The organism is Streptomyces sp. NPDC058758, from assembly GCF_042746075.1.
Taxonomy (GTDB): domain Bacteria; phylum Actinomycetota; class Actinomycetes; order Streptomycetales; family Streptomycetaceae; genus Streptomyces.
The window spans coordinates 1-24,062 of the sequence record NZ_JBHYPS010000041.1 but is presented as its reverse complement, the minus strand read 5'-3'; the positions used below and the strand labels follow the sequence as shown (position 1 = coordinate 24,062).

The 24,062-nt window shown below is 76.9% G+C and carries 19 protein-coding genes and 1 tRNA gene; 15 read left to right on the top strand and 5 right to left on the bottom strand.

Annotated features, from left to right (window positions below; genetic code table 11):
- Positions 1-165 precede the first annotated feature (165 nt).
- The 5 genes from tmk to ACFW6A_RS32880 all read left to right on the top strand — a co-directional run bounded on the left by tmk (position 166) and on the right by ACFW6A_RS32880 (position 7,520).
- Positions 166-3,555 (top strand): dTMP kinase, encoded by a 3,390-nt coding sequence (gene tmk, locus ACFW6A_RS32900; RefSeq protein WP_386645193.1) that lies wholly within the window; start codon positions 166-168, stop codon positions 3,553-3,555.
- Positions 3,556-3,652: 97 nt separating this feature from the next.
- A complete protein-coding gene (locus tag ACFW6A_RS32895; RefSeq protein WP_351851445.1) occupies positions 3,653-4,855 on the top strand; it encodes a DNA polymerase III subunit delta' in 1,203 nt (400 codons plus the stop codon).
- A 161-nt stretch (positions 4,856-5,016) separates the two neighbouring features.
- Positions 5,017-6,576, top strand: a complete 1,560-nt coding sequence (locus tag ACFW6A_RS32890; RefSeq protein WP_351851448.1) for an alpha/beta hydrolase — start codon at positions 5,017-5,019, stop codon at positions 6,574-6,576.
- A 96-nt stretch (positions 6,577-6,672) separates the two neighbouring features.
- Positions 6,673-6,746, top strand: a tRNA-Thr gene (locus ACFW6A_RS32885).
- A gap of 90 nt (positions 6,747-6,836) precedes the next feature.
- Positions 6,837-7,520 carry a pyridoxamine 5'-phosphate oxidase family protein gene (locus ACFW6A_RS32880; protein WP_351851450.1) on the top strand — a complete coding sequence of 228 codons (684 nt, stop codon included), beginning with the start codon at positions 6,837-6,839 and terminating at the stop codon, positions 7,518-7,520.
- A 39-nt stretch (positions 7,521-7,559) separates the two neighbouring features.
- Here the strand turns inward: ACFW6A_RS32880 and ACFW6A_RS32875 are convergent, their stop codons facing one another.
- Entirely contained in the window at positions 7,560-8,324 is a 765-nt protein-coding gene (locus tag ACFW6A_RS32875) for an RNA polymerase subunit sigma-70 (protein ID WP_386645190.1), read from the bottom strand.
- A gap of 1 nt (position 8,325) precedes the next feature.
- Complete coding sequence (locus ACFW6A_RS32870; RefSeq protein ID WP_351851454.1) at positions 8,326-8,709, bottom strand: DUF6479 family protein; 384 nt, start codon at positions 8,707-8,709, stop codon at positions 8,326-8,328.
- A 189-nt stretch (positions 8,710-8,898) separates the two neighbouring features.
- On the opposite strand from ACFW6A_RS32870, the gene ACFW6A_RS32865 reads away from it, so the two are divergent.
- Together ACFW6A_RS32865 and ACFW6A_RS32860 are read left to right on the top strand one after the other, a co-directional pair.
- Positions 8,899-9,408, top strand: coding sequence for a SigE family RNA polymerase sigma factor (locus ACFW6A_RS32865; protein ID WP_351851456.1), 510 nt, complete (start codon positions 8,899-8,901; stop codon positions 9,406-9,408).
- 107 nt (positions 9,409-9,515) lie between these two features.
- Positions 9,516-10,844 carry a hypothetical protein gene (locus ACFW6A_RS32860; RefSeq protein ID WP_386645188.1) on the top strand — a complete coding sequence of 443 codons (1,329 nt, stop codon included), beginning with the start codon at positions 9,516-9,518 and terminating at the stop codon, positions 10,842-10,844.
- 40 nt (positions 10,845-10,884) lie between these two features.
- On the opposite strand, the gene ACFW6A_RS32855 is transcribed toward ACFW6A_RS32860, so the two are convergent.
- Positions 10,885-12,582, bottom strand: coding sequence for a bifunctional 3'-5' exonuclease/DNA polymerase (locus ACFW6A_RS32855; RefSeq protein ID WP_386645186.1), 1,698 nt, complete (start codon positions 12,580-12,582; stop codon positions 10,885-10,887).
- Between the two features lie 258 nt (positions 12,583-12,840).
- Between ACFW6A_RS32855 and ACFW6A_RS32850 the strand changes: the two genes are divergently transcribed.
- A complete protein-coding gene (locus ACFW6A_RS32850) occupies positions 12,841-13,770 on the top strand; it encodes an NADP-dependent oxidoreductase (RefSeq protein ID WP_386645210.1) in 930 nt (309 codons plus the stop codon).
- 413 nt (positions 13,771-14,183) lie between these two features.
- On the opposite strand, the gene ACFW6A_RS32845 is transcribed toward ACFW6A_RS32850, so the two are convergent.
- Entirely contained in the window at positions 14,184-16,301 is a 2,118-nt protein-coding gene (locus tag ACFW6A_RS32845; RefSeq protein WP_386645184.1) for an FtsX-like permease family protein, read from the bottom strand.
- The gene (locus ACFW6A_RS32840) at positions 16,295-17,206 is read right to left on the bottom strand and encodes an ATP-binding cassette domain-containing protein (protein WP_386645182.1); all 912 of its coding nucleotides are present in this window, start codon (positions 17,204-17,206) and stop codon (positions 16,295-16,297) included. The genes ACFW6A_RS32845 and ACFW6A_RS32840 overlap by 7 nt, the downstream gene beginning before the upstream one ends.
- Positions 17,207-17,404: 198 nt before the next feature.
- Between ACFW6A_RS32840 and ACFW6A_RS32835 the strand changes: the two genes are divergently transcribed.
- The 7 genes from ACFW6A_RS32835 to ACFW6A_RS32805 all read left to right on the top strand — a co-directional run bounded on the left by ACFW6A_RS32835 (position 17,405) and on the right by ACFW6A_RS32805 (position 23,816).
- Complete coding sequence (locus ACFW6A_RS32835) at positions 17,405-18,556, top strand: DUF2786 domain-containing protein (RefSeq protein WP_386645180.1); 1,152 nt, start codon at positions 17,405-17,407, stop codon at positions 18,554-18,556.
- 201 nt (positions 18,557-18,757) lie between these two features.
- Positions 18,758-20,971 carry an FUSC family protein gene (locus ACFW6A_RS32830; protein WP_386645178.1) on the top strand — a complete coding sequence of 738 codons (2,214 nt, stop codon included), beginning with the start codon at positions 18,758-18,760 and terminating at the stop codon, positions 20,969-20,971.
- Between the two features lie 136 nt (positions 20,972-21,107).
- Complete coding sequence (locus ACFW6A_RS32825) at positions 21,108-21,656, top strand: hypothetical protein (RefSeq protein WP_386645176.1); 549 nt, start codon at positions 21,108-21,110, stop codon at positions 21,654-21,656.
- A gap of 80 nt (positions 21,657-21,736) precedes the next feature.
- Positions 21,737-22,354, top strand: a complete 618-nt coding sequence (locus tag ACFW6A_RS32820; protein WP_386645174.1) for a SigE family RNA polymerase sigma factor — start codon at positions 21,737-21,739, stop codon at positions 22,352-22,354.
- On the top strand, positions 22,351-23,106 hold the full coding sequence (locus tag ACFW6A_RS32815) for a hypothetical protein (protein WP_386477360.1): 756 nt from the start codon (positions 22,351-22,353) through the stop codon (positions 23,104-23,106). The genes ACFW6A_RS32820 and ACFW6A_RS32815 overlap by 4 nt, the downstream gene beginning before the upstream one ends.
- Positions 23,107-23,183: 77 nt before the next feature.
- Positions 23,184-23,348 (top strand): 50S ribosomal protein L33, encoded by a 165-nt coding sequence (rpmG, locus tag ACFW6A_RS32810; RefSeq protein WP_351851482.1) that lies wholly within the window; start codon positions 23,184-23,186, stop codon positions 23,346-23,348.
- Between the two features lie 255 nt (positions 23,349-23,603).
- A complete protein-coding gene (locus tag ACFW6A_RS32805) occupies positions 23,604-23,816 on the top strand; it encodes a DUF397 domain-containing protein (RefSeq protein WP_043226629.1) in 213 nt (70 codons plus the stop codon).
- Positions 23,817-24,062 lie beyond the last annotated feature (246 nt).

Sequence of the window (24,062 nt, the reverse complement as noted above, 5' to 3'; positions counted from 1 at the left end):
GAGGAGGCCCGGGCGGTCCGGAGTAGTCCCCGAGGAGGCCCGTGCGGTCCGGAGCGGTCCGGACCGGCCGGGCCTCGGGGGAGGGCGGGAGCCTCGGCTCCCGCCCTTCCTCCATATGTTCGACTGTGGGCCCGGTGAGCCAGGCCGTCCGGATAGGGTGGACGGATGACGCGAGCAGAGCAGCCAGAGCTTCTGGGCGACTCCGAAGCCGCACCCGCCCCCGGCGCCGCCCCCGTCTTCGACGCGGCCCTCGTCGCGGATTCCCGGGAGCGCGCCGTACGGGCCCTCGTCCGCCACCAGCCGCTGCGCCGGCTGTGGAGCGCCCAGGCCGTCGGCGGGGTCGGCGACGCGCTCGCCCTCCTCGTCCTCGTCCTGCTCGGCCTCCAGGCCGCGCTCGCCGGGGGCGCGTTCGGCGGCGGAGAGCGGGGGCTCGCCTTCGCCGTGGCCGCCGTCGTCGGCGCCCGGCTGCTCGCCACCGTCCTCTTCGGCGCCGTCCTGCTCGGCCCCCTCACCGCCCTGACCGCGCCCGGCGCCGCCCTCGACCGGCGGTGGACCATGCTCGGCGCCGACGGGCTGCGGATCGCGCTGCTCGTCGTCGCGCCCCTGTGGATCGACTGGACCCCCGGCAGCGCCCTGTGGTTCCTGCTCGGCACGGTCTTCCTCACCGGCGCCGCCGAACGCCTCTGGACGGTCTGCCGCGACGGCGCCGCCCCCGCGCTGCTGCCCGCCGCGCCCGTCGAGGGCGACGCCGTGCGCCCGCTCCCCGACCACCTCGGCGCCCTGCGCACGCTCAACCAGCGCACCGCCTTCCTCGCCGTCCCGGCAGCCGCCGCCCTGCTGCTCGCCGCCACCCTCGTCGGCAACCTGCTCGGCTCCGGCATCGACTGGTTCTCGCTCCACCAGGCCGCCCTCGGCTCCTACCTCGCCGCCGGCCTCTTCGCCGCCTCCGTCAGCGTCCTCGCCGCGATCACCCTGCCCGGCGGACAGACCCCGCGCCCCCGCTCGCCGCTGGAGGGGCTGCGCCGCCCCGCCGCCGACAAGGGCCGCACCGGAGCCGTACCGCTGCTCGTCCTGGCCTGCGCCACCGTCGCCGGCGCCATCGGCGCCGCCGCCTCGCTCGCCGCGCTCCACGCCTTCGACCTCGGCGGCGGGCCCGTCACCTACGCCCTGCTGGTGCTCGCGCTCAGCGGCGCCACCGCCGTCGGCATCCGCACCGCCCGCTCCGTGCTGCCGGTGCTCTCCCGGCGCCGGCTGCTCGCCCTCGCCGTCGCCGTCACCGGCGTCGCCCTGATCGCCGTCGGCCTCGTGCCCGACACCGCGACCGTGCTCCTCCTCGCCGCCCTCGCCGGATACGCGGCCGGCGTCGCCGCCAACACCGGGCACACCCTCATCGACCAGGAGACCGAGGAGCCGCGCCGGGAGCGCACCACCGCGCACCTCCAGGCCACCGCGCGCGTCGGCATCGCCCTGGGCGCGCTCGCCGCGCCGCTGCTCGCCGCCGCGATCGGCCCCCACCGCTTCGTCTCCGGCTCCGGGAAGTTCGTCTTCGACCACGGCGGCGCCGCCTTCACCCTCGTGCTCGTCGGCGCGCTGCTGCTGCCCGTCGCCGCGCTGGTCCTGGCCAAGGCCGACGACCGGGCGGGCGTCCCGCTCCGCCGCGACCTGCGCGACGCGCTGCGCGGCGCCGACCCCGCCCAGGCCCCGGCCGCGACCGGCTTCTTCATCGCCCTGGAGGGCGGGGACGGCGCCGGCAAGTCCACCCAGGTCCAGGCGCTCGCGGACTGGATCCGCGCCAAGGGCCACGAGGTCGTCGTCACCCGCGAGCCCGGCGCCACCCCCATCGGCAAGCGGCTCCGCTCGATCCTGCTCGACGTCTCCTCCGCGGGCCTGTCGAACCGCGCCGAGGCCCTGCTGTACGCCGCCGACCGCGCCGAGCACGTCGACTCGCTGGTCCGGCCCGCCCTGGAGCGGGGCGCCATCGTCCTCACCGACCGGTACATCGACTCGTCCGTCGCCTACCAGGGCGCCGGCCGCGACCTCTCGCCGACCGAGATCGCCCGCATCTCCCGCTGGGCGACCGGCGGTCTCGTCCCGAACCTGACCGTCCTCCTCGACGTCTCCCCGGAGACCGCGCGGGAACGGTTCACCGAGGCGCCGGACCGGCTGGAGTCGGAGCCGCCGGAGTTCCACGCGCGCGTGCGGGCCGGTTTCCTCGCCCTCGCCGCCGCCGACCCCTCGCGCTACCTCGTCGTCGACGCCGGGCAGGAGCCCGAGGCCGTCACCACCGTCGTGCGCCACCGGCTCGACCGGATGCTGCCCCTCTCCGAGGCCGAGGTGAAGGCCGCGGAGGAGGCCCGCCGCAAGGCCGAGGAGGAGGCGCGGCGCAAGGCCGAGGAAGAGGCCGCCCGCAAGGCCGAGGAGGAGCGGCTGGAGCGCGAGCGCCAGGCGCAGCTCGCCAAGCTGCGCGCCGAGGAGGAGGAGCGCAAGCGGCGCGAGGAGGAAGAGGCGCGCCGGCTGGAGGCCGAGCGGCAGGCGGAGGAGGCCCGGCGCAAGGCCGAGGAGGCCCGCATCGCCGCCGAGGAGGAGGCCCGCCGCCTCGCGGCCGAGGAGAAGGCCCGCCGCGAGGAGCAGGAACGGCTCCGCAAGCAGGCCGAGGAGGAGGCCCGCCTCCGGGCCGAGGCGGAGGCGATCCGCCAGGAGAAGCAGCGCAAGGCGGAGGAGGCCCTGCTCCGCGCGGAGGAGGCCCGCCGTCTGGCGGCCGCGGCCGCCGCCGCGAAGGCGGCCGAGGAGGCCGCGAGGGCCGCGGCGGAGAAGGCCGCCGCGGAGGCCGAGCGGAAGGCCGCCGCCGAGCGGGCCGAGGCCGAGCGGGCGGCCGCGGAACGGCGCGCCGCCGCCGAGCGGAGGGCCGTCGAGGAGTCGGCGAACGAGGTCACGGTCCAGACGCCGGTCGTGAGGCTCGGCAAGGACTCCGGCGCCTCCGGGGGCTCCGGTACGGCTCCGGCCTCCGGTACGGTTCCGGCTTCCGGTACGGGTCCGGCCTCCGGTACGGCTCCGGGCTCCGGCGCGGCTCCGGCGGCGGGCGGCGGCGAGCCGACCGTCTCGCCGAACGAGGTCACCGTGCCGACCCCGGTCGTCCGCCCGGAGGACCCGCGCCGCCCCGAGGCCGAGACGGCGGTCCTGCCGCAGGTCCGCGACCGCGCCGCCGACGAGACGGCCGTGCTGCCGCCCGTCCGGGACGCCGCCGTGGACGAGACCGCCGTGCTGCCGCCGGTGAAGGACGCGCGGCGGGCCGATCCGGTGGACCGGGTGCCGCAGGACTTCTTCCGGGACGAGCGGGACGAGCGGTCGGAGCGGGAGGCCGGCGGAGCCGGTGCGAACGACGCCACCCGCGAGCTGCCGCAGCTCGACGAGCGGGGCCGGCCGCGCCGCCGCTCGGACTGGGCCGAGGAGACCCCGCTGGACGACCTGCCGACCCTCGCGGACGAGCTGTTCGGCGGGTACGACGACGACGGCCACGGCGACGACGACGGGAACGGGCGGCGCGGACGCCGCTGAGGGATCGCCGAGGGCATTGCCGAGGGGACCGACGGCCCGGGCCGGGCTGTCGGTCCCCTGCCCCACAATGGAGGACGTACCTTCAGGAGGGGCAGACATGGCCGTATGGGACGACCTGGTCGGACAGGAGCGGGTCGAGGAGCAGCTCGCGGCCGCCGCGCGGGACGCCGACGCGCTCGTCACCGCCCAGGCCGCGGGCGAGCCCGACCCGGAGGCGTCGAAGATGACGCACGCCTGGCTCTTCACCGGCCCGCCCGGCGCGGGCCGGGTCGACGCCGCCCGGGCGTTCGCCGCGGCCCTCCAGTGCGTCAGCCCCGACCGGGCCCTCGGCGGGACGCCGGGCTGCGGCTTCTGCACCGGCTGCCACACGGTGCTCGTCGGCACCCACGCCGACGTCACGACGGTCTCCGCCGTCGGCACGGAGATCCTCGTCAAGGACATGCGCGACACCGTCCGCAAGTCCTTCACCTCCCCGGCCAACGGCCGGTGGCAGGTCATCCTCGTCACCGACGCGGAGCGGCTCAACGAGAAGTCGGCCAACGCGGTGCTGAAGGCCGTCGAGGAGCCCGCCCCGCGCACCGTCTGGCTGCTCTGCGCCCCCTCCGTCGAGGACGTCCTCCCCACCATCCGCTCCCGCTGCCGCCACCTGACCCTGCGCACCCCGCCGGTCGAGGCCGTGGCCGACGTGCTGATCCGGCGCGACGGCATCGAGCCGGAGGTCGCCCACGCGGCGGCCCGCGCCACCCAGGGGCACGTGGACCGGGCCCGGCGGCTCGCCACGGACGAGCGGGCCCGCGCCCGCCGCGCCGTCGTCCTCAAGCTGCCGCTGCGGGTGGCGGACGTCGGCGGCTGCCTCAAGGCCGCCCAGGAGCTGGTGGACGCCGCCGCGGAGGACGCGAAGCAGGTCGCGGAGGAGGTCGACGCCAAGGAGACCGAGGAGCTGAAGGCGGCGCTCGGGGCGGCCCAGGGCGGGCGGATGCCGCGCGGCACCGCCGGGATGATGAAGGAGCTGGAGGACAAGCAGAAGCGCCGCGGCCGGCGCACCCAGCTCGACAGCCTGGACCTCGCCCTCACCGACCTGACCGGCTTCTACCGGGACGTGCTCGCCCTCCAGCTGGGCACCCGTTCGGCGCTGGCCAACGAGGACGTGCGGGACGCGGTGGAGCGGATCGCCCGCGACACCACCCCGGAGCGGACCCTGCGCCGGGTGGAGGCCGTCCTCGCCTGCCGCGAGGCCCTGGAGCGGAACGTGGCCCCGCTGCTCGCGGTCGAGGCGATGACGATGGCCCTGCGCGACTGAGCGCCCGGCCCCGGGAGCCCGGCCGTCGGCGGCGGGGCTCCCGGGGCCGGTAGGCGGGGAGGGCGTCCGGCGAAAGGCGTCCGGCGGAAGGGCGTCCGGCGTGCGGAGGCGACCCCTCCGCGATTGGACACGGAGCGTACCCGTCCGGATACGCTCACGGAATGGACTCCAGGCGCCTCCTCCGCATCTCCGCCACGGCGCTCGCCGCGGCCGGGCTGATCCTCTCCGGCTGCACGGGCGGGAGCGGCGCGGCCGCCCCCGAGGGCCCGGGGTCCGGCGCGGTCCACCGGATCGCCTCGCCGGCGCCCTCGCCGGAGGCGCTGAAGAAGTACTACGGCCAGAAGCTCGCCTGGCGGGACTGCGGCGTCAGCGGCTTCCAGTGCGCGACGCTGCGCGCCCCGCTGGACTACGCGAAGCCCGACGGGCCCGAGGTGCGGCTCGCCGTCTCCCGGGTGCGGGCGAGCGGCCCCGGCGAGCGGATCGGCTCGCTCCTGGTGAACCCGGGCGGGCCGGGCGGCTCGGCCGTCGACTACCTCCAGGGGTACGCGGGCATCGGCTACCCCGAGCCGGTGCGGGCCCGCTACGACATGGTGGCCGTCGACCCGCGCGGGGTCGGCCGCAGCGAGCCGGTCGACTGCCTGACGGGCCCGGAGATGGACGCGTACACCCAGGTCGACCAGACTCCGGACGACCCGGCGGAGGTCGACGCGCTGGCCGCCTCGTTCAAGCGGTTCGCGGCCGGGTGCCGGGAGCGCACCGGCGCGGTCCTGCCGCACGTCTCCACCGTGGAGACGGCCCGCGACATGGACATCCTGCGGGCGGTCCTGGGCGACGCGGCCCTGCACTACGTCGGCGCCTCGTACGGCACCTTCCTCGGCGCGACCTACGCCGAGCTGTTCCCCGGCCGGGTCGGCCGGCTCGTCCTCGACGGTGCCATGGACCCCTCCCTCTCGGCGCTCGACCTCAACCGCGACCAGACGGCCGGCTTCGAGACCGCCTTCCGCGCCTTCGCCGCCGACTGCGTCACCCGGCCCGACTGCCCGCTCGGCACCGGGTCGCCCGAGGCGGCCGGGGAGGCCCTGAAGTCCTTCTTCCGCGCCGCGGACGCCGACCCCGTCCCCACCGGCGAGGACCGCGAGCTGGGCGAGTCGCTGGCGACCACCGGCGTCATCGCGGCCATGTACGACGAGGGCGCCTGGCCGCAGCTGCGAGAGGCCCTGACCCGGGCGATCGGCGGCGAGGGCTCGGCGCTGCTCGCGCTCGCCGACAGCTACTACGAGCGGGAGCCGGACGGCTCGTACGCGAACCTGATGTTCGCCAACGCCGCCGTGAACTGCCTCGACCTGCCCCCCGCCTACCGGGACCCGGCCGACGCCCGGCGGGCCGCCCCGTCCTTCGACGAGGCCTCCCCGGTCTTCGGCACGGGCCTCGCCTGGGCGGCCCTGAACTGCACCTACTGGCCCGCCCGGGCCACCGGCCGCCCGCACCGCATCACCGCCGACGGCGCCGCCCCCATCCTCGTCGTCGGCACCACCCGCGACCCCGCCACCCCCTACAAGTGGGCCGAGGCCCTCGCGGACCAGCTCTCCTCCGGCACCCTCCTCACCTACGAGGGCGACGGCCACACGGCCTACGGCCGCGGCAGCGACTGCGTCGACACCGCCATCAACACCTACCTCCTCGAAGGCACTCCGCCCACCGCGGGAAAGCGCTGCTCATAGCCCCCGGACCCGCCCCCTCCGCCCCTGGTCGGAGCACCTCCGGAAACTGTGTAGACTTGGCGACGCTGCTGCACCCACCATGGTGTCGCGCAGCACGCCGCCTTAGCTCAGTTGGCCAGAGCAACGCACTCGTAATGCGTAGGTCTCGGGTTCGAATCCCGAAGGCGGCTCACTCTGGAACCCCAGGTCGGACTAGTCTGACCTGGGGTTTCGTGATGTCCGGGCCGTTTTCGGGCCGTTCTTCGTGAGCTGGGGGAAGCATGGGCGAGGGTGCGATCGAGGTGACCGAGCGGACTCGGTTGCGGCGGATGCGGGAGAAGGGGTCGTACCGGCGGGCGGATCTGGACGCGGTGCTGGCGGCCGGGTGGCTGTGCCACCTCGGGGTGATGGTGGACGGGGTGCCGATGGTGGTGCCGACGGTGTACGGGGTCGACGGGGACCGGCTGTACGTGCACGGCTCGGTGGCCAGCCGGAGTCTGGTGCAGGCGCCGGGGAGCACGGTCTGCGTGACCGTGACGCACGTGGACGGGCTGGTGCTCGCGCGGTCGGTGTTCGAGCACGGGGTGAACTACCGGTGCGCGATGGTCTACGGCGTTCCCGAGCCGGTGACCGACCCCGAGGAGAAGCTGCGGGGGCTGCGGGCGCTGACCGAGCAGAGCAGCCCGGGGCAGTGGGAGTACGTGCGGCAGCCGAGCCGGAAGGAACTGGCGGCCACCTCGCTGCTCGCACTGGACCTCACCGAGGCGTCGGTGAAGACGCGGAGCGGCCCGCCGGACGACGGGGACTCCGAGGACGCGGAGCTGGGGCTCTGGGCGGGGGTGCTGCCGGTGGTGACCGCCTTCGGCGTGCCGGTGCCCGATCCCGCGCTGCCGGCCGGGCTGGCGGCTGCCGTGCCCGCGCACATCGCCGGGCGGGCCGGGAAGAGCGCCGACGGGCGGGACTGAGGCGCGGAGCCGTGGGGGAGGGAGAAGGGCCGGGGGCCGTCACGTCCTCGCGAGCGCCAGGCGGGAGACGTGGGGCGGGTCCGCCAGGACGTCGACCGAGGTGATCGGGCCCGCCGGGGCCGTGAAGACGTAGACCGCGTCCGGGGCGGCGGCCAGGCCGGGGGCGCCGTCCACCGGGACCGGGCGGGCGGCCGCCGCGCGGGCGGCCAGGACGCGGGCGACGGCCGGGGCGCCGTGGGCGGGCCGCACCCCGCCGCGTACGGCTCCGGTGTCGGCGCGCAGGACCGCGTCCGGGTCGAGCAGGGAGCGCAGCGCCGCCGTGTCGCCCTCGCGGGCGGCGGCGAGGACCGCGTCCACGGCCGTGCGGAGGTGGGCTGGGTCGGGGGCGGGCATCGCCTCTGCGGCCCTGGCCCGGGCCCTCGCGCGGACGCCGATCTGGCGGACGGCCGCCGGGGCGCGTTCCAGGACCGGGGCGAGGGTCTCGTACGGCACGCCGAAGCGGTCGTGCAGGACCAGGATGAGCCGTTCCGCCGGGGTCGGGCCGGGAGAGTCCGACCAGGGGTCCCACGGTTCGGTGCGGCGGGCCTCGCGGGCCCGGAGCCGGCCGAGGCAGACCCGCGCCAGGACGGCCTCCGGGGGCGGTCCGGGATCGGGGACCGGGCCGGGGCCCCGGTGCGCCCGGGGGCCGGGGCCGTACGAGGCGAGGGTGCGCTCGGCGGCCCGGACCGCCCGGTCCGCCTCGGGGGCGGAGCCGAGCAGTCCGAGGGCCATCGCCCGCAGCCGGGCGCGGGGGGCGGCGCGCACGTCAGTCGCCGTGCCCGGGGCCTCCGCTGCCGAAGCCGCCGCTGGAGATGCCGCCCCACTTGCGCTTCTCCTCGCTCGGCGGCGTGGGCGAGGTCTCGGTGCCGCCGCCGTCCTTCAGCTGGTACGGCATGAGCCGGTGGGCGCCGTCGGTGTGCGGCATCTCCGCGCCCCTGCGGTACTCCGACATCTCGCCGGGGAGCGCGCCGGTGTCCGGGCGGTGCGGTTGCTCCTCGGGGGCGGGGGGCCGGGGCTCGCGGGTGCGGACCCGGTAGCCGAACCAGAAGGCCCCGATGAGTACGGCGACGAGAACCAGGCCGCCGATGACCTGTGCCAGCCCTGACTGCCAGACTCCAGCGGCCAGGAGCTCTGCGCTGAGAGTGTTCATACCAAAAGGATTACCCGATTCCGCTTCTTCGGATGCGTTCGAGGGCGGGTTCGATGAAACATTTCCCCGGTCCCGTCGCGTCGAAGGGGTGACGCCACCACGGCGAGCACGGCACGCGCACGGCGCTCGCACGGGGCGACCGTCCTTCACCACCCGTGACCACACGCGACCGCAAGGAAGAGGAGGGGCATGAGAACGTCCCGCGCGGACGAGTTCCTGGAGTTCGCCTCGGCACGCACGGGTCAGCTGTTCCGCTCGGCCTGCCTGCTGACCAGCGGGGACGTCCACCTCGCCGAGGACCTCACGCAGGAGACGCTGGGCAAGATGTACGCCCTCTGGGGGCGGGTCTCCCGGATAGGCAACCCCGCCGCGTACGCCCAGACCGTCCTCGTCCGCACGTTCCTCAGCCACCAGCGGCGACGCTCCGCCACCGAGCGCCCGCTGGGCGAACTGCCCGACCACACCCCGGACGACGGCACCGACCCGCTGCTGCGGATCGCCCTCCTCGACGCGCTCGCCGCACTGCCCCCGAAGGACCGGGCGGTCGTGGTGCTGCGCTACTGGGAGGACCGCAGCGTCGAGGAGACCGCCGACGCCCTGCACACCAGCTCCGCCGCCGTCCGCACCCGCTGCACGCGGGCGCTCGGCAAGCTGCGGCAGCGACTCGGCGGCAGCATCGCCGAGTTCGCCGTCCGCTGAGCCGCCCCCCGCCCGCGGTTCCCACGCCCCTCGCCGACGGTCCCCGGACCACTCGGACGGCACCCCCTTCCCTTTCGTCCCTCCGAAGCAGAGACGGTGATCCCGCCATGTCCCAGCACGAACACCACGACCCCGAGGCCGGGTTCGCCGACGAACTCGGCTCGGCCCTGCGCACCACCGGCGAGAGCTTCGGCCTCGACGGCCGGCCCGGCCTGGTCTCCGGCGGGCTCGCCCGGGGCCGCCGCCGGCTGCTCCGCCGCCGCCTCGCCGTCACCGGCGGAGCCCTCGCGCTCGCCGCCATCGGCGCCGGCGGCGTGTACGCCGGGAGCGCCGTCTCCCCCGCCGGACCCTCGGACAAGGCGACCGTGGCGGCGCCGAAGCCCAGCGCGTCGCCCACCGCGGAGTCGAGCGGCGAGCCCGCCTCCGACTCGCTGAAGCCGGGCATGGCGGAGATCCCGCTCTCCGAGATCGCGGACGTCCTCAAGGCCAACGCCCCCGCCGGCCAGTGGCGGTTCGACGGTCTCGACGGCACCGGCCAGGGCCTCAGCGGCGTCTACGACGACGGCGGGGGCGAGGCCGCCGTCGGCGTCTTCCTCTCCCGCGCCGGACGCGGCCCGGACGCCGGCCTCGACATGGTGACCTGCCCCGAGAAGGCGTACGTCCCCCACGACCGCTGCGTCGAGGGCCGGACGCCGGACGGCTCCCGGGTGATGGTCTTCCAGGGCTACGTGTACCCGGACAAGCGCGAGGAGACCAAGAACTGGCGGGCCGTGCTGCTCACGAAGGACGGTTTCCTGATCGACGTGAGCGAGTACAACGCGCCCGCCGAGAAGGACGCCGCGATCAGCCGCGAGGACCCGCCCCTCACCGCCACCCAGCTCGAGGAGCTCGTCTCCGCCGCCGCGTGGCGGCCCCTGCTGAAGCAGATCCCGCCGCTGCCCACCGCGCCCGCCCAGCCCGGCAAGCTCGGCCGGCCCGGCAAGGTGCGCGAGGCGCCGCCGCAGATCGTCGGCGACGGCGTCCCCGCCACCCTGCGCGCCCTGCTGCCCAAGGGGCTGACGGTCGTCGACAAGGGCGGCGAGGGCGAGTTCGCCTTCGCCGTCGTCGACGACGGCAAGGGCAAGAGCCTGGTCCAGGTCAACGTCCAGTACGGCATGGGCGACGTCGCCGGCCAGCTCTACGGCTCCGGCGACGTCACCACCCTGCCCGACGGCCGCAGGGTGAAGCTCACGCGGCAGCCCGGCGAGAAGGGCGGCGAGGGCGTGGTGTGGTGGAGCGCCGACACCATGCGGAAGGACGGCTTCCGGGTGGTCGTCTCCGCCTTCAACACCGGCGCCCAGCACGAGGCGGCCACCCGGGCGGAGCCCGCGCTCACCATGGAGCAGCTGAAGGCGATCGCCCTCGACCCCCGGTGGGCGAAGCTGCCCGCCAAGTAGCGGAACCACGGGCCACGGGGGAACGGGCGGTGCGCGGACGCTACTTGGCGTTCGCGTACCGCTCCACCGTCGCCGTCGTGAAGGGGAAGCGGACCGGGGTGTCGCCGAAGGTGATCCGGCCCGCCTCGTCGCCCGCCGCCCGGATCGCCTCCGTCACCGCCCCGGCCTCCTCCGCCGGGCAGTGCACGATCACCTCGTCGTGCTGGAAGAAGACCAGCTCGGCCCGCATCCCGGCGGCCGACAGGGAGCGGCGCAGGGCCGCCAGCATCAGCAGGGCCCAGTCGGCGGCGCTGCCCTGGACCACGAAGTTACGGGTGAACCGGCCGCGCGCCCGCGCGTTGTTCGAGGCGTAGCCGGGGGTGTAGCCCTCCTCCGCGACGGCCTGTTCGGGTCCCTCCTGGGGGAGGCCCGCCTCGCCGTCGTCGTCGGCGCCGACCGCCCTCGGGCTGGTGCGGCCCAGCCAGGTGCGGACGAGGAGGCCCTCCTCGCCGGCCTTCGCCGCCTCGTCGACGTAGGCCACCGCGCGGGGGAAGCGGCGGCGCAGCGCCGCCAGGTTCTTCAGCCCGTCACCGCTGGTCTGGCCGTAGATCGCGCCCAGCAGGGCGATCTTGGCGTGGTCGCGGTCGCCGGAGAAGGCCCGGTCGGACAGGCGGGTGTAGAGGTCGTCGGGGTGGCCGGCGACCTCCATCAGGCCGGGGTCGCGGGAGATCGCGGCCAGCACCCGCGGCTCCATCTGGTCGGCGTCCGCGACCACCAGCCGCCAGCCCTCGTCGGCGACGACCGCGCGGCGGATCACCTTCGGGATCTGGAGCGCCCCGCCGCCGTTGGTCGTCCAGCGGCCGCTGACCGTGCCGCCCGGCAGGTACTCCGGCCGGAACCGGCCGTCCCGCACCCAGTCCGCCAGCCACGACCAGCCGTGGGCGGTCCAGATCCGGTACAGCTTCTTGTAGGCGATCAGCGGCCCCACCGCCGGATGGTCGACCTCCTCCAGCTCCCAGCGGCGGGTGGACCGCAGCCGGATCCCGGCCTGGGCGAAGGCCTTCACCACGTCGGCGGGCAGATCGGGCCGGACGCGGCGGCCGAAGGCGGCCGACACCTCGTCCGCCAGCTCCGCGAGGCGGCGCGGCTCGCCCCCGCCCGCGTACCGCTCGCCCAGCAGTTCGCGCAGCACCTCCCGGTGCACGTCGGCCCGCCAGGGCAGCCCGGCCCGGTGCATCTCGGCGGCCACCAGCATCCCGGCGGACTCGGCGGCGGTGAGCAGCCGCATCCTGCCCGGGTGCTCGGCCCGGCCGTGGCGGCGCTGCTGCTCCGCGTAGACCGCGAGGAGGCCCTCGAAGGGGACGGGCGCGACGGGCCGCGGCTCGAAGAGCGAGTCCTGGGAGCCGGGCTCGGCCGTGCGCTGCGGCGGATCGGGCGGCACCGGGGCGCCCCGCAGCCGGGCCCACGCGGCGGCGGCCGAGCGCGGCTCGCCGAGCCGCCCCTCGTGGCCCAGGAGCAGCTGCTCGGCGCCCTCGACGTCGTAGCACCGCTCGACGCGGACGCCGGCGGCGAGCAGCTTCGGGTACACCTCGGCCGTCGACCGCCACACCCAGCGTGCGACGCCGGGCCGGGACCGGACGGCCGCGGCCAGGTCCGGCTCGCGGCGCACCTCCCCGGCGGGCGCGCCGTCCGGCTTGAGGGGGACGAGGAACGCGCCCTCGCCCTCCGGCTCCGGGGCCAGCGCCCACCTCTCGCTCATGGGCGCGAGTCTGGCATCCGCCACTGACAGCGACGGCCCACGACATCCGGGCGGGGCGGGGCGGGTGGCGCGCGGGGGTGGAGATCCGCCGTGGAGGGTGGTCTTTCGGCCATGTGGAACCGGCCGGTGGGAGCCGGGAACAAGCGGTGTCCGCTGCCGGCTTGAGCACGTACGGAACGGATCGAGCAGCAGGTCGATGAGAGCGGAAGCGCCGGTTTCCGGGGCGAACGCGCTGATGCGGAGGGCGACATGGCGACGATGGAAGCGATCGTGTTCGAGGAGTTCGGCGGCCCCGAGGTGCTGCGGCACGAGACCGGCGCCGAGGTGCCGGAGCCGGGCCCCGGCGAGGTGCGGCTGCGGGTGGCGGCGGCCGGCGTCAACCCGATGGACTGGAAGGTGCGCAGGGGCCTGCTGGAGGAGGTGCACCCGACGGTCTTCCCCGCCGTGCCGGGGATCGAGGTCGCCGGGACGGTCGACGCGCTGGGCGAGGGCGTCACCGGACTCGCCGTCGGGGAGGAGGTGTTCGGCTGGTCGAAGACCGGCGCCTACGCCGGCCACGCCCTTGCCGGCAACGTCCTGCCGAAGCCGGCCGGTCTGTCCTGGGAGACGGCGGTGGGCCTGCCGGTCGCCGGCGAGACCGCGGCCCGGGTCCTGGAGGAGCTCGGCGTACGGGAGGGCGAGACGCTGTTCCTGCACGGAGCGGCCGGGATCGTCGGCACCATCGCCGTCCAGCTCGCGGTCGCCGCCGGTGTCACGGTCGTCGGCTCGGCCTCGGCGTCCAACCACGCCTATCTGCGGGACCTGGGCGCGATCCCGGTCGCGTACGGCGACGGGCTCGCCGAGCGGGTGCGGGCCGCGGCCCCGCAGGGCGTCGACGCGGTCTTCGACGCGGCCGGGTACGGGGTGCTGCCGGTCGCGATCGAGCTGCTCGGGGGCGAGGAGACGGCCGACAGGTCGCGGATCGTGACGATCGCCGAGACGGACGCGGCCGCGCACGGGATCGTCTTCAGCCTCCCCGAGCAGGACTTCGAGCGGGTCAGGGGCTGGCTGACCGCCCAGGCGCAGGGCGTCCTCGCGGGCACCCTGCGCCTGCGGCACGCCGACACCCTCCCCCTCAAGGAGGCCGCCCGCGCCCAGGAACTGAGCGAGTCCGGCCACGTCCGGGGCAAGCTGGTCCTCACCCCGTAGCGCCTTCGCGGACCGATCGCCCCAGGCGGGAGGGGGGGGAGGCGGGGAGGCGGGAGGGGGAGGCGGGAAGCGGAAGGGGGGCGGGAAGCGGAGGCGGGAAGGGGGTGCGGGCGCGGCCGGATGCGGGCGCGGCCCGGAGCCGGGACAGGTTCGTGGACGGTGCGGGGTGGGTGCGCGGCGGGTGGGCGGCAGGGCGGGGCGGCCGTCCAGGCGGGTGCGCGGCGAGTGCGCGGCAGGGCGGGCACGGGGCGGGGCGGCCGTCCGGGCGGGCACGCAGCAGGGCAGCGCGGGCACGCGGCGGGTGCGCGACGGAACGGGGCGGGCACGCGGCAGGGCGGGGTGGCCGGCCGGGGCGCGGGCGGGGCGGTGGCCCGGCTCCGACCCCGGCCACCGCCCCGTCCCACCTTCGCCGCTCAGCGGGTGAGGCGCCACGCGGGGAGGGCCGCGGAGGCGACGGCGACCAGCGCGCAGACCCCCGCCGCCGCGCCCGTCTGCGCCCACGGCACCGCCAGCACGACCGGCGCGGAGAGCGCGGCGAGGCCCGCGCCGAGGGCGGCGAGGACGGCGGCCGTCACGGCGAGCCCGAGGGCCGTGCCGACGGCGACCGCGAGCAGCGCCTCGCCCGTCACGGCCCGCAGGGCCTGCGCGCGGGTGGCGCCGGCCAGGCGCAGCGCGGCCAGCTCGCCGCCCCGGACCGACGTGGCCATGAGCAGGGTGCTCGCCAGGGCGATCACCGTGTAGAGGAGGACGAGGACCAGGAGCAGGCGGAGGCCCGTCCGGGCGGCCCGGTTCGCGGGCGGCGGGGCCGCGGCGGAGGCGGCGTCCGCCGCGAGCGGCCGGTCCGACTCCAGGCGGTCGAGCCGGGACCCGGGGGCCTGGGCGCGGGTGACGTACGGCCCGTTGTCGCCGGTGCCGCGGGCCAGGACGGCCGCCACGCGGAGCCGTACGGGGCCGCTGCCGTCTGCCCGCCACACCTCCACCTCCTCGCCGACCCGCCGCCGCTCGAACTCCTCGTTGACGACGATCGACCGGTCGTCCAGGCCCCGCAGGTCGCCCGCGACCAGCGGGAGCCGGGCGAACGCGGCGAAGGCCGCCGGGTCGGCGACCGCCCGGGCCCGGTACTTCACGACCGCCTCGGCCCCGTCCCGTACGAAGAGGGAGGTCGGCCCGGACGCGGCGACGACCGCGCCCCCGGGCGGCCGCTCCGGGAGCGTCACCTCCCGCCCCTCGGCCACGTGAGCCGCCGTCGTACGGTCCCGGGCCTCGGTCTCCTTGGCGCGCGCCACGCTCTCCGACGCGCCGGACAGCGTCCCCGCCAGCGCCACGGTCACCAGGACCGGCGCGGCGACGGCGGCGGTGCGGCGCACGGCGGCCGCGCCGTTCTCCCGGACGAGGAGCCCGACCGCCCCGCCCCGGAACACCGGGGACAGCCGGGCCGCGGGCCGCACGAGGAGCGGGGCCAGCAGGGCCGCGCCGCCGGTCAGGAGCATCGGCAGGGTCGTGTACGTCTTCCGCTTCAGCAGGGAACCGGGATCGGTGGCGTACGTCCAGACCAGCAGTCCGAGCCCGGCCGCGAGCAGCCCGGCGCCGAGCAGCGCCCGGCCCGGCGGCAGCACGTCCCGGTCGACGTCCGCCTCCCGCAGCGCGGCCGTCGGCCCGGTCCGCCCGGCGCGGTGGGCGGCGGCCGCCGCCCCGGCGAGGGCCACGCCGAGGCCCGTCCAGAAGGCCAGGTGGTACGGCCATCCGGCGCTCCCGCCGACCGTGCCGGCGCCGGCGAACCAGGCGGGCGCCAGGTCCCGGGCCACCAGGGCCCGCGCCATCGGCGGCGCGGCGAGCCCGCCGAGCGCGCAGCCCGCCGCGGACGCGGTCAGGCCGAGCAGCGCCGCCTCGGCGAGCAGCAGCCCGCGGACCTGGCCGGGGGTGGCCCCGGCGGTGCGGAGCAGGCCGAACTCGCGGCGGCGCAGCGCCACGGAGAAGGCGAAGACGGACGCGACGACGAAGACGGAGACGAAGGCGGCGACGCCGCCGGCGGTGCCGAGGAGGGCGTTCAGGCCGGTGAGTTCCTGCCCGTCCCGCTCGTGGCCGGGGTCGGCGCGGCGGCGCTCGTCGCCGGTGAGCACCTGCGCCCGGTCGCCGACGAGGGCCCTGACCTGCTCGGCGGGCGCGTCGAGTCCGACGGCGTCGGGGCGGGAGGCGGCCGGGGCGGGGGCGTCCGAGGGGTGCTCCGTGAGGGTCCACCGGGCGCGGAGTTCGCGCAGCACGGCGGTGTCCACAGGCTGTGGACGGTCGAGCGGCCGGGAGACGAGCGCGGTGCCGGGGCCGCGCCGGACCTCGACGGTCAGCCGGTCCTGGCCGAGGACGACGACGGGGGAGGACGCGAACCGCTCGGGGGCGTGCGCCGGCGGGTCCAGCGCGGCGGCGAGGCCGAGGCCGGTGGCGGTGAGCAGCCCGACGCCGAGCGCCAGGGCCAGGAACCCGCCCAGGAGGGAGGTCCAGCGGGCCCGGAGCCCGCCCAGGACGACGCTCAGCATGCCCGACCCGCCGTTCCCGCCGGTGCCGCCGTTCCGGTGATTCCCTGCGTTCCCGCCGGTGTCGTTCTTCCGGTGGTTCCCGCGGCTCCCGCCGGTGCCGCCGTTCCGGTGATTCCCGCCGGCCCCGTCGAGACCGTCGGCCCCGCAGGCCCCGCCGTTCCCGCAGGCCGCAGCTCCGCGAGTCGGGCCGACACGGTGGGGGCCGTCGGGGCGGCGAGTTCGCCCGCCAGGCGGCCGTCCACGAGGAAGACGACCCGGTCCGCGCGGGCGGCGGCGACGGGGTCGTGGGTGACCATCACCAGCGTCCGGCCCTCCTCGTCCACGAGGTTCCTGAGCATGTCCATCACCTCCGCGCCGGTCGTGGAGTCCAGCGCGCCGGTCGGCTCGTCGCCGAAGAGGACGGCGGGGCGGGCGATCAGCGCCCGGGCGATGGCCACCCGCTGGCACTGGCCGCCGGAGAGTTCGGCGGGCCGGTGCCGCTCGCGGCCGGCGAGCCCGACCCGGGCGAGCGCCGCCCGGACCTCGCCGCGCGCCGGGCGGCGGCCTGCGAGCCGGAGCGGGAGGGCCACGTTCTGCGCGGCCGTCAGCGTCGGCAGCAGGTTGAAGGACTGGAAGACGAAGCCGATCCTGTCGCGCCGCAGCAGCGTCAGCCGCCGCTCGCTCAGCCCCTCCAGGGCCGTGCCCGCCACCTCGACGCGGCCCGCGTCCGGGCGGTCGAGTCCGGCGGCGCAGCGCAGCAGGGTGGACTTCCCGGAGCCGGAGGGGCCCATGACGGCGGTGAAGGTCCCGGCGGCGACGTCGAGGTCGACGCCGTCGAGGGCCCGGACGTCCCCGTGCCGCCGGACGAGCCCCCGGAGCCGTACGGCGGCGGGAGGAGCGGGGGAAAGGGAAAGGGTGCTGGTCATGGCTCCAGCGAACCGTTTCGCCAGGGGTCGGGTCACGCCGTCTGCCGGGCGTCCCGGGGTAGGGCCAGGCCTACCCCGGGACGGGGCGCGACGGGGTGGACCCGGCCGTCCTGAGACCATCGGAGGAGGCCGGAGACGGCCGGAGGAGGCCGGACGAGAGCCGGCACGGGCGACGCGAGGGACGGAGAGGGCGCGGGCATGCAGGAGGAGGCGCGGGGGTCCACGGTGGAGCGGGCGCTGGGGGTGGCGCTGCACAGCCGCGACGACCGCTCCCTCGACACGGCTGCCTCGCTGCTCGCCGCCGCCCCGGAGGCCGACGCCGGTCTCGCGCGGCGCGGCGAGGAGCTCGTACGGACCCTGTGGGAGCACGGCTGGCAGCCCGCCGACCTCGCGCGCGCCGTCCGCCGCGAGCTGGCCGAGGAGCACCTGGGGCTGCTCGGCGCACTGGTGCGGGCCGAGACGGCCCGGTACGCGACGCTGCCCCGGCGCTGGCGGGACCAGATCGACGGACTGGACGACGGCACGGGCGCCGGCCCCGCCGACCGCTTCTCGCACGCGACGGCCGTCCTGGAGCTGTACCGGCTGCTGGTCCGGCTGCCCCGGCTCGACGCGGCGGGCCCCGTACCCGGCGAGACGCTGCCGCCGGCCGCCGCCGGGGAGCCGCGGATGCTCACCCGGATTCGCGCGCTGCTCGCCAAGGCGGAGGCCACCGGCTATCCGGAGGAGGCCGAGGCGCTGACCGCGAAGGCGCAGGAGCTGATGGCCCGCCACAGCCTCGACGAGGCGGGGCTCGCGGCCGGGGCGCCGTCGCCGCAGACGCCGGGCGCCATCCGGATCGGCGTGGAGCCGCCCTACGAGCAGGCGAAGGCGATCCTGCTCGACGCGGTGGCGGGCGCCAACCACTGCCGGGCGGTGTGGAACGAGACGTACGGCTTCTCGACGGTGGTCGGCTTCGAGGCCGACCTGGACCCGGTCGAGCTGCTGTACACCTCGCTCCTCGTCCAGGGCACGGCCGCGATGACGCGGGCGGAGGCGGAGCAGCGGAAGGGCGGCCGCAAGCGCACCAAGTCCTTCCGGCAGTCCTTCCTCCTCGCGTACGCGAACCGGCTCGGCGCCCGCCTGGAGGCGACCTCCCGCCGGGTCGCCGCCGAGGCCCCGACCCTCCTCCCGGTCCTCGCCTCCCGCGAGGTCGCGGTGACGGCCCGCACGGACGAGCTCTTCCCCGAGACGAGGGCGACCCGCGTCCGGGCGATGTGGGACGAGGACGGCTGGAACCACGGCGCCAGCGCCGCCGAGTCCGCCACCCTCACCCCCGACCGGGCCCGCCTGGACCGCCGCGCCCGGGGCTAGGCGGTGTCGGCCCGGGCCAGTACACCCAGGGCCTGTCCGCCACCCAGGGTCTCCCCGCCCACCCAGGGTCTCCCCGCGCACCCAGGGCCTGTCCGCCCCTTCTCGCCGGGGCCGGTCCGACCGGCGCCGGCGGTCGGACAGGCCCCCGGGACCGTGAGGTGAAATGTCCGGTTACGGGGGGTTGCTCGCTACGCTCGGATCATGAGCTGGCTCCGGGCGCTGAGGGAGACCGCCCGCTCCGGTCTCACCGTCGAGCGGCGGCGGCTCGCGCCCGCCGTCGCGGCCCGCGGCGCGCTCGGGCTCGCGCTCGTCATCGGCTTCTCGCTGGCCCTCTTCGGACCGGCCGTCGCCGCGTCCTCCGCGTTCGGCGCCTTCCAGGCGGCCATCGCCACCTTCCAGCGCTCCTGGCGGCCCCGGCCCACCCTCGCGCTCGCCTCCGGCGGCAGCCTCGCCGTCTCCACCTTCCTCGGCTACCTGACCGGCGCGCACACGGTCCTCTTCCTCGCGCTGCTGCTCCTGTGGACCTTCCTCTCCGGGCTGGTCTGGGCGGCCGGGCCCACCGCCGGCATCATCGCCTCCTCCAACGTGGCGATCATGCTGGTCACGATCACCCTGCCCACCTCCGTCGCGACCGCCGCCGGGCACGCCGCCATGATCTTCGCGGGCGGGGTCGTCCAGGCCGCGCTGGTAGTGCTGCTGCCGGTCCGGCCCTGGGGCGCCCAGCGCGACGCCCTCGCCGACGCGCTCGCCGCGGAGGCCGACTACGCCCGCCGGCTGCGCCACGACCCGGTCGCGCCCTTCGACCCGGTCCCGCTCATGACCGCCCGCAGCGCCGCCGCCGTCACCCCGCGGCAGGCCCGCCGCCGGCCCGCCGAACTCCACGGGCCCCGGCGGCTCGCCGAACGGATCCGGCCCGTCCTCGCCTCGCTCGCGGACCCCGCCGTCGGCGCCCCCGCCGAGGGCCCGCAGCGCGACCGGGTCCGCGAGCTGCTCGCCGCGGCCGGGGAGATCCTCGACGCCGCCGCGCGCGCCATCCGCCACGGCGAACCGGTCCGGCTGCCGCCGGCCGCGGTCGCCGCCCTGCGCACCCCGGACACCGGCTCGATCCTCACCGACCGCTCCCACCGAGCCGCCCTCCGCCTGGCCGCCCTCCTCGGCGACGTCGTCGAGACGGCGGAACCACGCACGGAGACGGGGTCGGGGGCGGAACCGGGAACGGGAATGGGGCCGGGAACGGGCTCGGGGACGGGGACGGGGTCCGGGGTGGGTACGGAGGGGCGCGCGGGCGCGCTGTCCGCGCCGTCCTCCGAGGCCGCCCCCGAGCCCCCCGAGCCCCCCGAGTCCGCCGATCCCCCTGGCCCCCTCGGCCTCCCCGCCCCCCGCACCCGCCCCACCCTCCTCCGGCTCGCGCCGCTCGTCCTCGCGCAGATGCGGGCCGAGGTGCGGCCGGGCTCGGCGATCCTGCGGCACGCGATCCGGGTCTCCGCGGTCACCGCCGCCGGCTACCTGCTCGGTCTGGTGCTGCCCTTCGGGCACGGGTACTGGGCGCCGATGGCCTCCGTGATGGTGATGCGGCCGGACTTCTCGCAGACGTACTCCCGCTCGGTGGCCCGCTTCGGCGGCACGCTCGTCGGCGTCGCGCTGGCCAGCGGCGTGGTGCAGACGGCGCACCCGGGGACGTACCTCTCCGCCGGCCTCGCCGTCCTCTGCGCCTTCGGCATGTACCTGCTGATGAGGACGGGGTACGCGGTCAGCCAGGTCTGCGTCGCCGCGTACGTCGTCTTCCTCCTCGGCATGGAGGGCTCCGGCGTGACCCAGACCGTACGGGACCGGGTCCTGCTCACCCTCCTCGGCGGCCTCCTCGCGATGCTCTCCTACGCCCTCTACCCGGCCTGGGAGACGCCCCGGCTGCGGGGCAGGCTCGCCGACTGGCTCGCCGCGTCCGGGCGGTACGCGGCGGCCGTCGCCGCCCGGTACGCCGCCCCCGCGGGACCCGGCAGCCCGGACGTCCGCGAGGCCCTGCTCTCCGCCCGCGCCGCGCGGGTGGCCTGGCACGACGCGCTGGGCCGGGCCGTCCACGAGCCGGTGCGGCACCGGGGGCTCTCGCACGCGGCGGCCGAGGACGCGGGCCACGCCCTCGCCGAGTTCGGGCGGGCCGCCATGCTCCTGGAGGCCCACCTGCCCGAACGCGGCGCCCCGCCCCTGCCCGCCGCCGCCGGCCTCGCCGAGGTGCTGCGCGAGGCGACCGAACGCGGCGCGAAGGCGGTCCGCGAGCGCGGGGAACCCGTCTGGGACGACCTCCGCGAGACCGTCGCCGCCTGGGACACGGAGGTCACCGACCCGCTGCTGCGGAAGGCGGCGCGGCTGCTCCTGGACGCCCTGGACGAGCTGTCGGCGGCTCTCGCCGACGCCTGAGCCGGAGAATCCTCCGCCGCGGTGTCATCCGGGTTCGGCACGACCGGAGTTGAGAAGGGTGGAAGACCCGCCCGTCTGTCTGTCCTGTCTGTCCGTCCGCCCGCCCGTCCGCCCGTCCGTAACCTGGAGCCGTCCCATGAAGAAGTACCTGCTCGCCGCAGGCGCCGCCGCGACGTCCGCCGTGGCCGCCGCCGCCCTCGCCGCCCCGGCCTCCGCCGCGCCCGCGCCCTCCGTCTCCACCGCCGCTTCCGCCGTCTCCATCGCCGCTTCCGCCGCCGCCCCGGTCGCCGACGTCCGGACGGTCCGCCAGGGGCAGCGCGTCGACGCCGGCGGCGGTCACACCCTCTGGCTCACCCGCGAGGGCAAGCACTGGACGGGCCCGGACGGCTTCGAGCAGTTCCGCAGCGTCGTCGACGGCAACCTCGACCTGACCCGGCCCGCCCTCAGCCACCAGGGCGAGGGCACCTTCCACTCCGGGATCTACGGCGGCCCGGAGGCGCCCGGCCGGGTCGACGTGACCGACGCCGAGGGGCGGGTCACCCGCGCGACCCTGCTCCAGCTGCCGGGGCGGCCGGGCTGGGGCGTCTGGTACGCGCACACCGCGCCGTCCGACCGTGACGTCTCCGTCGCCTTCCGCGGCCGCGACGGGCGGCTCCTCGTGGAGCTGCCCGCCACGGACTCCTGACGGGCCGTCCACCACGCTCGGCGGGGCCCGGCACGGGGCGGGCCCCGCCGTACCACCTCCCGATCGCGAGGTCCGCCACCGTGACGCACGCAGCAGAACCAGAGACGGACGCGGGCTTCGCCGCGTTCGCCACCGCCGCCTGGCCCCGGCTCGTCCGCACGGCCCGGCTGCTCACCGGCGACTTCCACGAGGCCGAGGACCTGGTGCAGACGACCCTCGCCAAGGTGTACGGCCGCTGGCGGCGGATCCCGCGCGAGGACGTCGACCTCTACGTGCGCCGCGCCCTCGTCAACAACAACCTCAGCCGCCTGCGCCGCCGCCGGGTCGCCCACCTGCTCGTCCCGGTGCTGCCGGAACCCGCCCGGCACCGGGACGCGGGCCACGCCGAGCACGTCGAGGAGCGGGCCGTGCTGCTGGAGGCACTGGCCGACCTGAGCCCCCGTCAGCGCACCGTGATGGTCCTGCGGTACTGGGACGACCTGACCGAGCAGGAGATCGCCGAGGTCCTCCAGTGCTCGATCGGCACGGTGAAGACCCACGCCCGGCGCGGCCTCGCCGCGCTGCGCGCCCACCCCCGGCTCGCCGCGGACCCCGCCCCGCCGCCCGCTTCGCCCCCGCTGCCCGCTTCGCCCCCGCCGTCCGGCCCGTCACCGCTGTCCGGCCCGCCCCTCCGCACCCCCTACGGAGCCCGCCCATGACCCCCGCACCCGACGCCGGACCCGACGCCACCGGCGCGTGGGACGCCCTGCTGCGCGCCGAGTTCGCCCGCGCCGCCCGCGACGTGACCCCGGGGCCCGCGCCCGTCGCGGCGGTCGTCCGGGCCGGCCGGGCGCGCCGCCGGCGCCGTACCGCCGCCCTCTCCTTCCTCGCCGTCCTCGGCGTCTCGGCCGCCGTGGCCGCCGGTACGGTCCTGGGCCGCGGCCCGCACCCCGCCGGCGGCCTCGCCGCCCCACCGGTCCGGTCCGCCGCCGACGCCACCGTCCCGGCGCCGGGGGCGCCGGCCGTCCCCCGGGCCTCCGCCTCCCCTTCCTCCGCCGCGTCCGGGCGGCGGGTCCCGGCGCCCGTGCGGACCGTCGCCGCGGGGGAGCGGGTGACGGCCGCCCCCGGGTGGAAGGTGTGGCTCACGGACCGGGGCAAGCACTGGGAGGGGGGCGGGGACGGGCTCGAACAGTTCCGCAGCGTCATCGACGGCAACGTCGACCTCGCCCGGCCCGGCATCAGTCACCAGGGCGAGGGGACCTTCCACTCCGGCCTCTACTACGGCACCCGGGACGCGGGCCGGGTCGAGCTGGTGGAGGCCGGCGGCCGGACCACCGCCGCCGCCCTCCTGGAGCTGCCGGGCCGCCCCGGCTGGGGCGTCTGGTACGCGGTGACGCGGGGCGGGTCGGTCGTGGGCCTCCGTCTGTACGACCGGGCGGGCCGCCTCCTGTCCGAGCTTCCACCCCTCTGACCTGCACATATGTCGCCCTCGAGAGATCCGCTAGATCATATTGGCAATGGGATTCGTTTTCGTTTACCCTCGGCCGCATGGCACGCAACGAGATACGCCCGGTCCTCAAGCTCAGGTCCACCGCCGGGACCGGCTTCACCTACGTCACCCGCAAGAACCGCCGCAACGACCCCGACCGGCTCACCCTCCGCAAGTTCGACCCGGTCGCCGGCCGGCACGTCGACTTCCGAGAGGAGCGCTGAGCCGGACCGGGCCCGCGCCCGGGGAACCCCCGCCCCCGCCCTCCCGTCCCTCCGGATGGGAAGATCGCGGGGGCGTTTCCGTGCCGCCGGACGCCCCTCGCACGCTGTGTCGCGTAGTGACTACGCCACGCCTCGTGCACGTGCATCTGCTCATGCAGTCGCATGTGAACGCAGCTATGATCCGGGGAAGTTGACGAACGAACCAAGCAACTCGGGGAGCTACCAGTGCACCACGCGCACCACGCGTACAACGGCATGGCGGCCACGGAGCTGCGCGGCGTCGTCTGGCAGAAGAGCAGGCACAGCAACTCCCAGGGCTCGTGCGTCGAGTTCGCCAAACTTCCGGGGGGAAACGTTGCCATGCGCAACTCCCGCCACCCGGACGGCCCGGCGCTCGTCTACACCCCGGCCGAGATCGAGGCGCTCCTGCTGGGGGTCAAGGACGGCGAGTTCGACCACCTCGTCTGAGGCCGCCCCCGCACCGGACCCCCGGACCGGGCCTCCGGACCCTCGGACCGGGCCTCCGGACCACGAACCGGGTCGCCGAACCGGCCCCTGAGCCGGGCCCGGGACCGGCCCCCGAACCGAGCCCGCGGAAAGCGCGAACGGGGTGGGGCCCCGGCGGTGGTCCGCCGGGGGCCCCCCCCCGTCGCCGCCCGGGGCAGGAGTAGGGGACGACGCCCGGGCCCCCCCAGGGTGATATAAAAAAAAGTA